Annotated in this window: 12 protein-coding genes and 12 tRNA genes; 22 read left to right on the top strand and 2 right to left on the bottom strand. The window is 57.0% G+C overall.

Going from position 1 to position 13073, the window contains the following annotated elements:
* Nucleotides 1–24: 24 nt before the first annotated feature.
* The 14 genes from pal (at nt 25) to nadA (ending at nt 3803) form a co-directional block, all read left to right on the top strand.
* On the top strand, nt 25–552 hold the full coding sequence (gene pal, locus ABD827_RS03165; RefSeq protein WP_298723482.1) for a peptidoglycan-associated lipoprotein Pal: 528 nt from the start codon (nt 25–27) through the stop codon (nt 550–552).
* Between the two features lie 16 nt (nt 553–568).
* Nucleotides 569–1324 carry a tol-pal system protein YbgF gene (gene ybgF / locus ABD827_RS03160; RefSeq protein WP_344962246.1) on the top strand — a complete coding sequence of 252 codons (756 nt, stop codon included), beginning with the start codon at nt 569–571 and terminating at the stop codon, nt 1322–1324.
* A 145-nt stretch (nt 1325–1469) separates the two neighbouring features.
* Nucleotides 1470–1545, top strand: a tRNA-Lys gene (locus tag ABD827_RS03155).
* A 20-nt stretch (nt 1546–1565) separates the two neighbouring features.
* Nucleotides 1566–1641: transfer RNA gene (locus ABD827_RS03150), tRNA-Val, on the top strand.
* Between the two features lie 23 nt (nt 1642–1664).
* Nucleotides 1665–1740: transfer RNA gene (locus tag ABD827_RS03145), tRNA-Val, on the top strand.
* Between the two features lie 23 nt (nt 1741–1763).
* Nucleotides 1764–1839: transfer RNA gene (locus tag ABD827_RS03140), tRNA-Val, on the top strand.
* Nucleotides 1840–1875: 36 nt separating this feature from the next.
* Nucleotides 1876–1951 (top strand) — tRNA-Lys (locus tag ABD827_RS03135).
* Nucleotides 1952–1974: 23 nt separating this feature from the next.
* Nucleotides 1975–2050 (top strand) — tRNA-Val (locus tag ABD827_RS03130).
* A gap of 36 nt (nt 2051–2086) precedes the next feature.
* Nucleotides 2087–2162, top strand: a tRNA-Lys gene (locus ABD827_RS03125).
* Between the two features lie 24 nt (nt 2163–2186).
* Nucleotides 2187–2262: transfer RNA gene (locus tag ABD827_RS03120), tRNA-Val, on the top strand.
* A gap of 34 nt (nt 2263–2296) precedes the next feature.
* Nucleotides 2297–2372: transfer RNA gene (locus tag ABD827_RS03115), tRNA-Lys, on the top strand.
* A gap of 22 nt (nt 2373–2394) precedes the next feature.
* A tRNA-Val gene (locus ABD827_RS03110) sits at nt 2395–2470 on the top strand.
* 35 nt (nt 2471–2505) lie between these two features.
* Nucleotides 2506–2581: transfer RNA gene (locus ABD827_RS03105), tRNA-Lys, on the top strand.
* Between the two features lie 160 nt (nt 2582–2741).
* Nucleotides 2742–3803, top strand: coding sequence for a quinolinate synthase NadA (gene nadA, locus ABD827_RS03100; RefSeq protein WP_344962244.1), 1062 nt, complete (start codon nt 2742–2744; stop codon nt 3801–3803).
* A gap of 438 nt (nt 3804–4241) precedes the next feature.
* On the opposite strand, the gene rdgC is transcribed toward nadA, so the two are convergent.
* The gene (rdgC, locus tag ABD827_RS03095; RefSeq protein ID WP_298723174.1) at nt 4242–5150 is read right to left on the bottom strand and encodes a recombination-associated protein RdgC; all 909 of its coding nucleotides are present in this window, start codon (nt 5148–5150) and stop codon (nt 4242–4244) included.
* Between the two features lie 224 nt (nt 5151–5374).
* Here rdgC and ABD827_RS03090 point away from each other — a divergent pair, with 224 nt between their 5' ends.
* From ABD827_RS03090 to ABD827_RS03060, 7 genes are all read left to right on the top strand, one after another.
* On the top strand, nt 5375–5833 hold the full coding sequence (locus ABD827_RS03090; protein ID WP_344962242.1) for an N-acetyltransferase: 459 nt from the start codon (nt 5375–5377) through the stop codon (nt 5831–5833).
* 88 nt (nt 5834–5921) lie between these two features.
* Nucleotides 5922–6611, top strand: coding sequence for a phosphate regulon transcriptional regulator PhoB (gene phoB, locus ABD827_RS03085; RefSeq protein ID WP_298723180.1), 690 nt, complete (start codon nt 5922–5924; stop codon nt 6609–6611).
* 7 nt (nt 6612–6618) lie between these two features.
* A complete protein-coding gene (phoR, locus tag ABD827_RS03080) occupies nt 6619–7935 on the top strand; it encodes a phosphate regulon sensor histidine kinase PhoR (RefSeq protein WP_344962240.1) in 1317 nt (438 codons plus the stop codon).
* Between the two features lie 131 nt (nt 7936–8066).
* On the top strand, nt 8067–9038 hold the full coding sequence (locus ABD827_RS03075; protein WP_344962239.1) for a PstS family phosphate ABC transporter substrate-binding protein: 972 nt from the start codon (nt 8067–8069) through the stop codon (nt 9036–9038).
* A gap of 345 nt (nt 9039–9383) precedes the next feature.
* On the top strand, nt 9384–10397 hold the full coding sequence (locus ABD827_RS03070) for an ArsJ-associated glyceraldehyde-3-phosphate dehydrogenase (protein ID WP_344962236.1): 1014 nt from the start codon (nt 9384–9386) through the stop codon (nt 10395–10397).
* The gene (gene arsJ / locus ABD827_RS03065; RefSeq protein WP_344962234.1) at nt 10397–11638 is read left to right on the top strand and encodes an organoarsenical effux MFS transporter ArsJ; all 1242 of its coding nucleotides are present in this window, start codon (nt 10397–10399) and stop codon (nt 11636–11638) included. The genes ABD827_RS03070 and arsJ overlap by 1 nt, the downstream gene beginning before the upstream one ends.
* A 119-nt stretch (nt 11639–11757) precedes the next feature.
* Nucleotides 11758–12219 (top strand): GNAT family N-acetyltransferase, encoded by a 462-nt coding sequence (locus tag ABD827_RS03060; protein ID WP_298723195.1) that lies wholly within the window; start codon nt 11758–11760, stop codon nt 12217–12219.
* 81 nt (nt 12220–12300) lie between these two features.
* On the opposite strand, the gene ABD827_RS03055 is transcribed toward ABD827_RS03060, so the two are convergent.
* A tRNA-Pro gene (locus ABD827_RS03055) sits at nt 12301–12377 on the bottom strand.
* Nucleotides 12378–12580: 203 nt separating this feature from the next.
* Here ABD827_RS03055 and tadA point away from each other — a divergent pair.
* Nucleotides 12581–13069 carry a tRNA adenosine(34) deaminase TadA gene (tadA, locus tag ABD827_RS03050; protein ID WP_344962231.1) on the top strand — a complete coding sequence of 163 codons (489 nt, stop codon included), beginning with the start codon at nt 12581–12583 and terminating at the stop codon, nt 13067–13069.
* Nucleotides 13070–13073: the final 4 nt, after the last annotated feature.

Raw genomic sequence — 13073 nt, 5'->3', positions numbered from 1 at the left:
CAACGTGATTTCTAAGGAAATACAATGCAAATGAAAAAACTGCTTCAGAGTCTGGCCGTTGCTCTTCCGATGTTGACCCTGGCGGCATGTAGCTCTACCACCGACTCTGATGCCATGACCGGTACCGACGGCAGCTATCAGAACGGTGGCGCTCAGACTGGCGGTGCCCAGACCGGCGGCGCCCTGTCGGCCGAAGAGCAGATGCGTCAGCAGTACGAAGCGCTGCGTCGCGAGAACGTGATTTTCTTTGAATTCGATCAGGACGAAGTGACCGGTCATTACGCCCAGGTACTGGAAGCGCATGCCAGCTTCTTGCGTTCCAATCCGTCCGTCAGCATTCTGGTAGAAGGCCATGCGGATGAGCGCGGTACTCCCGAGTACAACATCGCTCTGGGTGAGCGTCGTGCCAAGGCCGTGACCAGCTATCTGCAGAGCCTGGGCGTGAGTGGTTCCCAGCTGGCTATCGTCAGCTACGGTGAAGAAAAGCCGGCCGACACTTCTCACACCGAGTCTGCCTTTTCCCAGAACCGCCGTGCGGTTCTGGTCTACTAAGGTTTAATTCGACGATATGAAATTTAAATTAGCGGCCATTTCGATGGCCGCTGTTTTATCCACATCAAGCTGGGCACAGGCACCTGTGAGCAGTGTGGGTAGCAGCGGCTCCGTCAATGATCGCCTGGCAGAGCTGGAAAGGGCCTTCAGCGCCAGAAGCCAGGCTCAAATAGATCAGCAGCGACAGTTAAACGCCATACAGCAAGAGGTGAGTGAACTGCGTGGTTTGCTGGAAGAGCAGAGTTATCGTCTGGAACAGGTGATAGAACGCCAGCGAGGCCTGCTGATGGCACAGCAGGACGCGGCCGATAAGCCTCAGCAGGCGGCTTCGGCGGCTCAGTCTGGCGCAGAGAGCGCCCAGCCCTCGCCGAGCAAGGCGCCCGCTGCACCGGCCAGCGGCGATGAGCAGGCAGCCTATGATAATGCGGTCAACCTGGTGTTGCAGGATAAAGACTACGATGCAGCCATTCCTGCCTTTGCCCGTTTTATCACCCAGTATCCGCAATCCAGCTATGTGCCCAATGCCCATTACTGGTTGGGGCAGCTGTTGTTCACCCAAAAGCGGTTTGATCAGGCCAAGGCGCAGTTTGCCCGCGTGGTGGAAGCCTACCAGACCTCCAACAAGCGAGCAGATTCACTGCTGAAGCTGGGGCTGATCGCCCGTGAACAAAATGATAATGCGCAAGCCAAACTGTATTTTGAGCAGGTGGTAAAAGAATACGGCAACACCGGCGCGGCACGGCTGGCTCAGGAAAACCTCAACGGCCTCTGAATCGGGGGCTGAGTTGTCGATTTTTTGAGAGAGTCGCTTGTTCCTTAATCAAGCAGAATAAAATGATGATTTAGCTGTTGCGCCACAAAATTAAATCCGTATTATAGGCCGCCGTTGGCAGGGTGCTTTAGCAACCCCGCCGAATGGGTCGTTAGCTCAGTTGGTAGAGCAGTTGACTTTTAATCAATTGGTCGCAGGTTCGAATCCCGCACGACCCACCAGATTTGAAAAGTAAGTCCCAGGGTGATTAGCTCAGCTGGGAGAGCACCTCCCTTACAAGGAGGGGGTCACTGGTTCGAGCCCAGTATCACCCACCAGTTTTAGTAAAAAGAAAATCCCAGGGCGCTTAGCTCAGCTGGGAGAGCACCTCCCTTACAAGGAGGGGGTCACTGGTTCGAGCCCAGTAGCGCCCACCAGTTTTAGTAAAAAGTAAGTCCCAGGGTGATTAGCTCAGCTGGGAGAGCACCTCCCTTACAAGGAGGGGGTCACTGGTTCGAGCCCAGTATCACCCACCATCTTTGATAAGATGACACAGTAATACCGAGAATTTCGGGTCGTTAGCTCAGTTGGTAGAGCAGTTGACTTTTAATCAATTGGTCGCAGGTTCGAATCCCGCACGACCCACCAGTTTTAGTAAAAAGTAAGTCCTAGGGTGATTAGCTCAGCTGGGAGAGCACCTCCCTTACAAGGAGGGGGTCACTGGTTCGAGCCCAGTATCACCCACCATCTTTGATAAGATGACACAGTAATACCGAGAATTTCGGGTCGTTAGCTCAGTTGGTAGAGCAGTTGACTTTTAATCAATTGGTCGCAGGTTCGAATCCCGCACGACCCACCAGTTTTAGTAGTAAAGCAAGTCCCAGGGTGATTAGCTCAGCTGGGAGAGCACCTCCCTTACAAGGAGGGGGTCACTGGTTCGAGCCCAGTATCACCCACCAGTTTGCAGTGAAAAGTAGCAGTGCCGAGATATTCGGGTCGTTAGCTCAGTTGGTAGAGCAGTTGACTTTTAATCAATTGGTCGCAGGTTCGAATCCCGCACGACCCACCAGTTTTAGTAAAAGTAAGTCCCAGGGTGATTAGCTCAGCTGGGAGAGCACCTCCCTTACAAGGAGGGGGTCACTGGTTCGAGCCCAGTATCACCCACCATATCGAAGTAAAAAGTAAGCAGTACCGAAATACTCGGGTCGTTAGCTCAGTTGGTAGAGCAGTTGACTTTTAATCAATTGGTCGCAGGTTCGAATCCCGCACGACCCACCATTCTCTCGTTATTCCCCCTTCTTGTTGCAGTAATCCCCCTTAGTCTTCGTTATTTCTATTCGTTCATTGTTAATTCCGTACCCGACTTGGGTTTAACGCCACTGTAACGGTATAATGCCCGTCATTGATGTTATCCGGATGGATCAACTGGAACCAGGACATGACTGAAGCTGTCGATATTTTCGAGTTTGACTACCCCTTTCCCGCCAAGCCGGCTCCGCTGACGAATGATCAGCAGCAGGCACTGAAAGATGAAATCAAGGCCCTGCTACGCGCCCGCAATGCCGTACTGGTGGCTCATTACTATACCGACCCCGAGATCCAGGCATTGGCCGAGGAAACCGGTGGTTGCGTGTCCGACTCGCTGGAAATGGCGCGTTTTGGCAAGGAGCATGAGGCCGAGACCCTGATCGTGGCCGGTGTGCGCTTCATGGGGGAAACCTCGAAGATTCTGAGCCCGGAAAAAACCGTGCTGATGCCCACACTGGAAGCCGAGTGTTCACTCGATCTGGGTTGCCCGGCCGATGAATTTACCGCCTTTTGTGATGCGCATCCGGACCATACCGTGGTGGTGTACGCCAATACCTCGGCGGCGGTGAAAGCCCGGGCCGATTGGGTGGTGACCTCCAGCATAGCGCTGGAAATCGTCGAGCACCTGGACAGCGAGGGGCACAAGATCATCTGGGCCCCGGACCGGCACCTGGGTGCCTATATAGAGAAGCAGACCGGCGCCAAGATGCTGCGCTGGCAGGCGGCCTGCATAGTGCACGACGAGTTTCGCGCCAAGGCGCTGAAGGAGCTGAAGGCGCAGAACCCGGATGCGGCCGTGCTGGTGCACCCGGAGTCTCCGCAGTCCGTGGTGGAGCTGGCAGATGCCGTGGGCTCCACCAGTCAGCTGATCAAGGCGGCCCAGACACTGCCGCATCAGAAGCTGATTGTGGCCACCGACAAGGGCATCTTCTACAAGATGCAGCAGGCCTGCCCGGACAAGGAAATGGTTGAAGCGCCGACCGGTGGTAACGGTGCCACCTGCCGCAGCTGCGCCCATTGCCCCTGGATGGCCATGAACGGCCTGGTGGCCATTCGCGATGCCCTGCGTGACGGCGGCAAGAGCCACGAGATACAGGTGGATGAAGAAACCCGTATCAAGGCGATGATCCCCCTGAACCGCATGCTGAACTTTGCCGCCGAGCTCAAGATGAAGGTCAAGGGTAACGCTTAACTGAGAGCTTTAAGCCGTAAGCGATCAGCTTGAAGCTAAAACAAAACCGGCGCCAAGATTAATCTTGGCGCCGGTTTTTTTATTGTTTGCTGTTAACTTATGGCTTTCAGCTTCTCGCTTTCAGCTTTCATACCAATCTGTAAAACTAACTGATCTGTTTGGCTGCCCCGAAAAGGTCGAACGAAGGGTCGACTCCACCGACACGCTGAACCGCATCCCTGCGACGCTCAGCACATGACGTCCTGTCATGTGATGGTCGCTGGAGTAGAACCCTTCATCCGCCCCTCTGCTGCGGCGTCGCCTGTGGGAGCGTCCTGCAGACAACTCGGTGTTTAAGGAGAGGCGACTGTGTTGCCTCTGATCCCGGGGTTAAAATGATCAGATGTTTATTCAAATTGGTATAACTTACAGCTTAAAGCTGATGGCTTATGGCTGTTGTTACCGGTTTTCTTCGCCGCCGAGGGCTTCGATAAGGTCGGGCACAAAGCGAGACAGTTCGCCGGTAACCAGGGCAAAGTCGGCGTCGAAACGGGCCGCCACGTCTTCGCTGGTGACGTCGTCATTCTGCTCGCGCAGCTCTTCGGAAAACTTCAGCCGCTTGACGCTCATGTCGTCACTCAGCACGAAGCTGATGGTTTCGGCCCAGTTCAGCGCCAGCTTGGTCACCAGTTTGTCGGCTTCCAGATGGGCCTTGATTTCTTCACTGAGCAGATCCTGCTGCTTGGCACGAATAATGCCGCCGTGTTCGAGAGCGGAGCGCAGCTCGGCTTCATCTTCCAGCGCAAAGCCGGCCGGCGCGGCGCCTTCTTTCAGCCAGTCGGTCAGGGTCAGCTCGGGCGGGGTTACCATGGCCAGCGGCACCACCGGCAATGAGCCGATGCTCTTGCGCAGCAGCGCCAGCAGATCTTCGGCCCGTTTGGCTGAGCTGGCATCCACGGCGATAAAGCCGTCTTTGGGATTGATCCAGGCATAGGTTTGCTGAAAACGGCTGAAGGCCCGGGGCAGCAGGGTGACGATGATCTCTTCTTTTATCGATTCTTTTTCTTTTTTCTTCAGCGCGCGACCCTGCTCGATTTCCAGCGCCTCCACTTTTTCGGCCACCATGTCGTTGACCACGGAGCCGGGCAGCATTTTTTCTTCTTTCTTGGCACAAATCAGGATCTGGTCGTCGGCGACGTGGGTCAGGGCATGGCCCTGTTTGCCCAGCGGTGATATCCAGCCGAATTTGGCCTGCTCCTGACTGCCGCAGGGGCTGAAGGGCAGGGCTTCAAGCTGCTTTTCCAGGTCTTCAAGGGTGACATCGAAAGGGCGGGTAAAACGATAAATCTGCAGGTTCTTAAACCACATAGCGTCCTCGGTAACGAGCCGGAAAAAACGCATTGTACTGCAAAGCGGCTTTGTGATCAGGTAGTCATTCCCGGTCAATAAAGGCCGATCCTGCTCACAGTGCCTGATGAAAGCCGATTCGATGTGGCACCGTCTCTATACACTCAGGTAAACAACTCAGGTAAACAACTCAGGTAAACAACTCAGGTAAACAATTCGGGTAAACCCAAGCCGGAGATAAAGTGATGATACGACAAGCTACGCCCGATGATACCGATGCCATTCTGGATATCTGGCTGTTGGCGTCGTTGCAGGCTCATGATTTTATACCGGCGGCTTTCTGGTGGCAGCAGCAGGAAAAGATGCGTGCCCGTTATTTGCCCCGGGCACAGATATGGGTGTGCGAAAGGCACGGCGAGGTGCAGGGTTTTGTGGCGCTGGTGGACGAGTATCTGGCGGCGCTTTTTGTACGACCCGACTGTCAGCAAAACGGCATTGGCAGGGCGTTGCTGGACATGGCCAAGCACCAGCGGCGGCGGTTACTGCTCAAGGTATTCTGTGAAAACGACATTGCCGTGAATTTTTATCGTCAACAGGGGTTTGCCATCACCGCAGAAAGTACGGATCCCACCACGGGCGAGCCGGAGCTGCACATGAACTACCGCGCCGGCGTAGTCCAACATGACTGTTGCCCTTCTGGTTGACATGGTGGTGTCATAAATTCATAAAACTGTCACACTTGCTGCCAATAATGGTCGTATGCGTAGCCATATCCGTAAGGACAGTTGAACCATGACACGGAAAATACTGGTAGTTGAAGACGAAGCCGCTATCCGCGAGATGCTGTGCTTTGTGCTGGAACAGAAGGGGTTTACCACCGAGTCGGCGGAAGATTACGATCAGGCGCTGGCCATGCTCCAGGAGCCCTATCCCGAGCTGATTCTGCTGGACTGGATGCTGCCCGGCGGCAGCGGTATCCAGCTGATCAAGCACCTCAAACAGGATGAACTGACCCGGCAGATCCCGGTGATCATGCTGACCGCCCGTGCGGAAGAAGAAGACAAGATCAAGGGGCTGGATGTCGGCGCCGACGATTACATCACCAAGCCGTTCTCTCCCAAGGAGCTGACCTCCCGTTTGAAAGCGGTATTACGTCGGGTAGCGCCGACGGCGGTCGATGACGTGATTGAAGTGCAGGGCCTCAAGCTGGATCCGGTGAGCCACCGCGTCAGTGCCAATCATTTACAACTCGACATGGGGCCCACCGAATTCAAGCTGCTGCATTTTTTCATGACCCATCCGGAGCGGGTATACAGCCGCGAGCAGTTGCTCAATAATGTGTGGGGTACCAATGTATACGTGGAAGACAGAACCGTGGATGTGCATATTCGGCGGCTGCGCAAGGCGGTGTCGGAGTCGGGCCACGACAAGTTGATCCAGACGGTACGTGGTGCCGGGTATCGCTTCTCCACACGCCTATGAGGCCTGTATGCAGTTACACGAATCCAGTCATGGCCTATGGTGGCGGTTAGTCGGCTACTATCTGGCGTTTTTTCTGCTTGGCCTGTTATTACACCGCGTCACGCTGGGGCTGCTGGTGGCCACGGTATTGCATCTGTTATGGCATTACCGTTTTCAACACAAGCTGGCCGTCTGGTTGTGGCGCGACCGCAGCCTGACGCCGCCTCAGGGTCAGGGCAGCTGGGAAGCCATTTTCAACGGTATTTACCGCTTGCAGCAACGCCAGCGGGCTCGTCGCCGTGAGCTGGCCAATCTGATCCGTCGTTTTCGGGAAGGCGCCGAGGCGTTGCCCGATGCGGCGGTGGTGATCCGTCGCGACGGCAGCATCATCTGGTGCAACAAGCTGGCACAGCAGCTACTGGGATTTCGCTGGCCGGAAGACGCGGGTCAGCATATCGGCAACCTGATCCGCGCGCCCCTGTTTATCGCCTACATGGAGCGGGGAGCCTTTCACGAGCCGCTGGAGCTGCCATCGCCCATCAACGAAGAAAAATTGATTGAATGCCGTATCATGCCCTACACCGAAGATCAGGCGCTGCTGGTGGTGCGTGATGTTACCCGGCTGCGAAGCCTGGAGCAGATGCGCAAGTCGTTCGTGGCCAACGTGTCTCACGAGTTGCGCACCCCGCTGACGGTGCTCAAGGGCTATCTCGAAATGCTGGAAGATCGCCCCTCGGAGGCGATGTGGCATAAAACCCAGAGTGTGATGCTGGAGCAGACCCAGCGCATGGATGCCCTGGTGAACCAGCTGATGACCCTGACCCGAATTGAAGCGTCGGCTACCATCGATACCAGCAAGATTGTCGATATTCCGACCATGCTGACCATGCTGGAACAGGAGTCGCTGGCCCTGAGTGGCGACCGGCATCATGAATTCAGCTTCCGGGTGGATACCGGCCTCAAGGTGCGGGGCGATCAGGAACAACTGCGCAGCGCCCTTTCCAATCTGGTCTACAACGCCATTCGCCACTCGCCGCCCGGCACCCGCATCACGGTGGAGTGGGGCCGGGTAGGCCCGAATGCCCGCTTTGCGGTAACGGATAACGGTGACGGCATCGCGCCCGAACATATTGCCCGCCTGACCGAGCGTTTCTATCGGGTCGACAAGGCACGCAGTCGCCAGACCGGGGGCTCAGGGCTGGGACTGGCCATCGTCAAGCATGCGCTGGGTCATCATGACGCTCATCTCGATATCAGCAGCAAGGTGGGGGAGGGCAGTTGTTTCAGTTTTATGCTACCCGAACGGTTGCTGGTGCTGGATAATCCCAACCGGGCCATTGCCTGATGCCGAAAACCGCGGCCGCGGTTTTCTGGTCTGCTTGTCATAAATGTGTCACTTCGAGTTCATATAGTTGTCATCACCGGCGGCAATACTGACCGCGTCTTGAAAGACCGAACTCAGATTGGAGATTAAGGATGAAACTGAACAAACTGGTAACAGCACTTGGTTTGACTGCAGCACTGGCTTCCACCACTGCGCTGGCCGCCGTAGACAGCTCCCTTGTGGATTACGAGAAAGTGAGCGGTATTTCCGGCAACCTGTCTTCTGTGGGTTCCGACACCCTGGCCAACATGGCGACCCTGTGGGCCGAAGAGTTCAAGCGCAACTATCCCAACGTCAACGTGCAAATTCAGGCTGCCGGTTCTTCTACCGCACCTGCTGCCCTGACCGAAGGCACCGCCCAGTTCGGCCCCATGAGCCGTTCGATGAAGAGCAACGAAATCGAAGCCTTTGAAAAGCGCTACGGTTACAAGCCGACGCCGGTTCGCGTTGCCATCGATGCCCTGGCGGTCTTCGTACATAAAGACAATCCCATCGAAGGTCTGAGCATCGATCAGGTGGATGCCATCTTCTCCAGCACCCTGAGCTGTGGCAACAACGAGCAAATCACCAAATGGGGCCAGACCGGCCTGACCGGTGACTGGGGCAGCCGCGATGTGCAGCTGTATGGCCGCAACTCGGTATCCGGCACCTACGGTTACTTCAAGGATGAAGCGCTGTGCAAGGGTGATTTCAAGAACAACGTCAACGAGCAGCCCGGCTCTGCCTCCGTGGTGCAGTCGGTGTCTTCTTCGCTGAACGCCATCGGTTATTCCGGTCTGGGTTACAGCACCTCCAGCGTGCGTGCGGTTCCTCTGGCTGAAGCGGGCTCTACCGACTACGTTGCCGCCAATGCCGAGAATGCCATCACCGGTAACTACCCGCTGTCACGTTTCCTCTACGTATACGTGAACAAGCACCCCAACAAGCCGCTGGGTCCGATGGAAGCCGAGTTCGTCAAGCTGATGCTGTCCAAGCAGGGTCAGGAAATCGTCGATAAAGACGGTTATGTACCGGTACCTGCCGCCGTGATTGCCGCCGACCTGAAAAAACTGGGTCTGAACTAATCCAGCCCATGCACTGACCGTCGTAGTGAAGATTCCCCGGGGCCTCCCGGGGTTTTTTTGCGTTCTATTTATATGATTTTTCATATATTCTTTTTGACGTTCTGAGTTGGCTGTTGGCGTTATCATCAGGCGATATCAAGATTTTGGGAGGGCAAAGGGATCTGCTCAGCCGACCATCTGACTGCCATGGATGGCGGGAATGCCGGGACGGCAGGAGCATTTCCCGGCCGCGCTACGGATGGCGCGGCTGAGTCTCCATGGATGGATTCACGACGAGTCGGCGGAGCGGGCCCTTTGGCCGATATGCGAATGTCTGGCTAAAACATTAAACAAGGAATAGCAGCAATGAGTATTAGAGTCGGTATCAACGGGTTCGGTCGCATGGGGCGCCTGGCGCTGCGGGCGGCCTGGGAGTGGGACGAGCTGGAATTTGTACAGATCAACGATCCGGCCGGTGATGCGGCGACTCTGGCGCATTTGCTGACCTTTGATTCGGTACACGGTCGCTGGGCCCATGAGGCGGTGGCCGACGGTGACGAGATGCTGATCGGCGAGCGGCGCATTCGCTGCAGTCAAAACAGCACCATCACCGAGACCGACTGGTCCGGCTGTGATCTGGTGATTGAAGCCTCCGGCAAGATGAAAACCACGGCGCTGCTGCAGGCGTATCTGGAGCAGGGGGTGAAGCGGGTGGTGGTGACGGCGCCGGTCAAGGAAGACGGCGTACTCAACGTGGTGATGGGGGTGAACGATCACCTTTATAATCCGGCCGAGCATGCCATCGTGACCGCCGCCTCCTGCACTACCAATTGTCTGGCGCCGGTGGTCAAGGTGATCCACCAGCAGCTTGGCATCAGGCACGGCTCCATGACCACCATTCACGATATTACCAATACCCAGACCATACTGGACGCGCCCCATAAAGATCTGCGCCGGGCCCGGGCCTGTGGCCAGAGTCTGATCCCCACCACCACCGGCTCCGCCACCGCCATTACCCATATCTTTCCCGAGCTCAAGGGTAAGCTGAACGGGCATGCGGTACGGGTGCCGCTGGCCAATGCCTCGCTGACCGACTGTGTGTTCGAGCTGGAAAGGGCGACCACCGAGGGGGAGGTAAATGCGCTGCTCAAGTCCGCCGCCGACGGCGAGCTCAAGGGCATTCTCGGTTTTGAAGAGCGTCCGCTGGTGTCGGTGGATTACAGAACCGATCCGCGATCCAGCATCATCGATGCCCTGTCGACCATGGTGGTCAACGGCACTCAGCTCAAGCTCTATGCCTGGTATGACAATGAATGGGGTTATGCCAATCGTACCGCCGAGCTGGCGCTCAAGGTGGGCCGACTGGATCTGGCCGGTTAATGCAGTCCCGATTGTCACCCGAGCTGCGCCAGTATGGGCTTATCACCGGCAACTACTGGGCTTTTACCCTGACCGACGGCGCGCTGCGCATGCTGGTGGTGCTGTATTTTCACCAGCTTGGTTATGCGCCGCTGCAGATTGCCCTGCTGTTTCTGTTTTATGAACTGTTCGGAGTCATTACCAATCTGGTCGGTGGCTGGCTGGGCGCCCGTCTGGGGCTGAACCGCACCATGAACATCGGGCTGGGGTTGCAGATACTGGCGCTGGCCTTGCTGCTGGTGCCGGTGAGCTGGCTGACGGTGCCCTGGGTGATGGCGGCCCAGGCGCTGTCGGGCATCGCCAAGGATCTGAACAAGATGAGCGCCAAGAGCGCCATCCGGTTGCTGGTGCCCAGGCAGGGGCCGGCAGCGGAGACCGAGGGCCGGCTCTATCAGTGGGTTGCCCTGCTTACCGGCTCCAAGAACGCCTTGAAAGGGGCGGGCTTCTTTCTGGGCGGCCTCTTGCTGGCCTGGCTCGGCTTCGCGGGGGCCGTGGCGGCCATGGCCGCCATGCTGGCACTGGTATGGATATTCAGTATCATCATGCTGAAACCCGATCTGGGCCGGGTCCGCCACAAGCCGAAGTTCACCGACATTTTCTCCAAGAGCCGGGCCATCAACGTGTTGTCGGCGGCGCGGTTGTGTCTGTTCGGGGCCCGTGATGTCTGGTTTGTGGTGGCGTTGCCGGTGTTTCTGGCCAGTGAATTCGGCTGGGATCATTGGCGGGTAGGCGGCTTTCTGGCGTTGTGGGTGGTCGGCTATGGCCTGGTGCAGTCGCTGGCACCGTATGTCACCGGCAAGCGGGCGGGGCGGGTGCCTGATGGCCGTACCGTGTTCGGCTGGGCGCTGGCGCTGACCCTGGTGCCCGCCATGATTGCCCTGGGCGTAGGGGGCGAGTCATACCCCCATGAAACCCTGATAGGAGGCCTGCTGCTGTTCGGCGCGATTTTTGCCATCAATTCCTCGCTGCACAGTTACCTGATCGTCAGCTATGCCAGTGACGATGGCGTATCGCTGGATGTCGGTTTTTATTACATGGCCAATGCCATGGGGCGTCTGCTGGGTACCCTGCTGTCCGGCTGGGTTTATCAGCAGTCGGGGCTGGTGGCCTGCTTATGGTTTTCTGCCGGTTTGCTGCTGCTGGCGGCGATGTTGTCGCTGAAATTGCCGAGGTGGCGAAAATCGCTCGCTGAACGCGAGTAAATTAGTCTATATGGGCAATAAATATGGTAAAGCGGCAGTGATGCCGCTTTTTTATTTCGAGTAACTGTGGCTAGATAGAGGACGAATAGGAATCTATACGGGTATCGGCAGGAGTCAGCATGGAAATCAGGAAGATCCGCAGCGGTGAAACAGGCAATATCTGGCGTTTGTTCCATGACACCGTACACCGCATCAACCAGGCCGACTACAGTGCGGGTGAGTTGGCGGTATGGGCGCCTGATGAATATGACGAGCCACGCTGGGTCAGCCGTTTTATTCGTACCCGCCCGCTGGTGGCGATGGACGGCAAGTTTCTGCTGGGCTTTGCCGAGCTGGGAGACGATGGCCGAATCGGACTGTTTTATGTACATCATGCCCACCAGGGCGAGGGAGTTGGCCGGGCGCTGATGCAGCGACTGAAAGCCGAGGCGGCTTCGCGTGGCCTGAGCCGACTTTATTGCGAAGCCAGCATTACCGCGCAGCCGTTTTTCGAGCGCATGGGGTTTGTCTGTCTGGAGCAGCGTGAGCTTGAGCGCAGAGGCGAGCAGGTACAAGTGATTGTGATGGAGTACAAGGCATGAGACGGAGCCATGTACCGAGTGACAGGGTACCGAATGACAGGCAATAAAAAACCCACCTTGCGGTGGGTTTTTTATTTGATTTGGTCGGCGTGAGAGGATTCGAACCTCCGACCCCTAACACCCCATGCTAGTGCGCTACCAAGCTGCGCTACACGCCGAATCGGTGGCCACTATATAGCGCCGGATGGGGTGCTGCAAGCCTCTTTTCTTCATTCGGGCGCGTTTGCCGAGTTCTTGTGCAGTCGAGTGCTTTTCTCAATCTTTTCGGCGCCCAGAGGGTCCTCTTCCTCGGGTGTTAATGACAACCCCTGCTTGCAGCCGGTTCGGCTTTTGCCATAATACGCGGCCAACGGAGGCGGTAATGAACGAACAAGACGAATACTGGATGCGCCGGGCCATGATGCTGGCGGCAAAGGCCGAGGCGGAAGGCGAAGTGCCGGTCGGGGCCCTGGTGGTGTATAACGGCGAATGCATCGGCGAGGGCTGGAACAGGTCCATCGGCAGCCACGATGCCACCGCGCACGCCGAAATCATGGCGCTGCGCCAGGCAGGTCTTGCCATCGGCAATTACCGGCTGCTGGACTGCACCCTCTATGTCACCCTGGAGCCGTGCATGATGTGTGCCGGGGCCATGGTGCACAGCCGCATTCAACGGCTGGTATACGGTGCCGCCGATGCCAAGACCGGGGCGGTCGACTCGGTGCTGCAGCTGCTGGCCACCCCCGGGCTGAATCATCTGGTGGCCTGGCAGTCGGGCCTGTTGGCCGAAGACTGTGCCACCCAGCTCAGCGCCTTTTTCAAGCGCCGCCGGGCCGAGAAAAAAGCCGCCCGCAAACAGGCGGCGGAATAGCCGC

The organism is Oceanisphaera sediminis, assembly GCF_039539745.1.
Classification (GTDB): Bacteria; Pseudomonadota; Gammaproteobacteria; order Enterobacterales; family Aeromonadaceae; genus Oceanimonas; species Oceanimonas sediminis.
The sequence above is the reverse complement of the archived record's forward strand: the minus strand, read 5'-3'. Positions and strand labels throughout refer to the sequence as shown.

What these genes read in the sequence shown, in the direction of transcription:
- phoB (WP_298723180.1), top strand. Translation starts at nt 5,922, where the DNA reads ATGACACGGAAAATACTGGTAGTTGAAGACGAAGCCGCTATCCGCGAG.
- tadA (WP_344962231.1), top strand. Translation starts at nt 12,581, where the DNA reads ATGAACGAACAAGACGAATACTGGATGCGCCGGGCCATGATGCTGGCG.
- rdgC (WP_298723174.1), bottom strand. Translation starts at nt 5,150, where the DNA reads ATGTGGTTTAAGAACCTGCAGATTTATCGTTTTACCCGCCCTTTCGAT.
- pal (WP_298723482.1), top strand. Translation starts at nt 25, where the DNA reads ATGCAAATGAAAAAACTGCTTCAGAGTCTGGCCGTTGCTCTTCCGATG.
- arsJ (WP_344962234.1), top strand. Translation starts at nt 10,397, where the DNA reads ATGCAGTCCCGATTGTCACCCGAGCTGCGCCAGTATGGGCTTATCACC.
- ABD827_RS03075 (WP_344962239.1), top strand. Translation starts at nt 8,067, where the DNA reads ATGAAACTGAACAAACTGGTAACAGCACTTGGTTTGACTGCAGCACTG.
- ABD827_RS03070 (WP_344962236.1), top strand. Translation starts at nt 9,384, where the DNA reads ATGAGTATTAGAGTCGGTATCAACGGGTTCGGTCGCATGGGGCGCCTG.
- ybgF (WP_344962246.1), top strand. Translation starts at nt 569, where the DNA reads ATGAAATTTAAATTAGCGGCCATTTCGATGGCCGCTGTTTTATCCACA.
- nadA (WP_344962244.1), top strand. Translation starts at nt 2,742, where the DNA reads ATGACTGAAGCTGTCGATATTTTCGAGTTTGACTACCCCTTTCCCGCC.
- ABD827_RS03090 (WP_344962242.1), top strand. Translation starts at nt 5,375, where the DNA reads ATGATACGACAAGCTACGCCCGATGATACCGATGCCATTCTGGATATC.
- ABD827_RS03060 (WP_298723195.1), top strand. Translation starts at nt 11,758, where the DNA reads ATGGAAATCAGGAAGATCCGCAGCGGTGAAACAGGCAATATCTGGCGT.
- phoR (WP_344962240.1), top strand. Translation starts at nt 6,619, where the DNA reads ATGCAGTTACACGAATCCAGTCATGGCCTATGGTGGCGGTTAGTCGGC.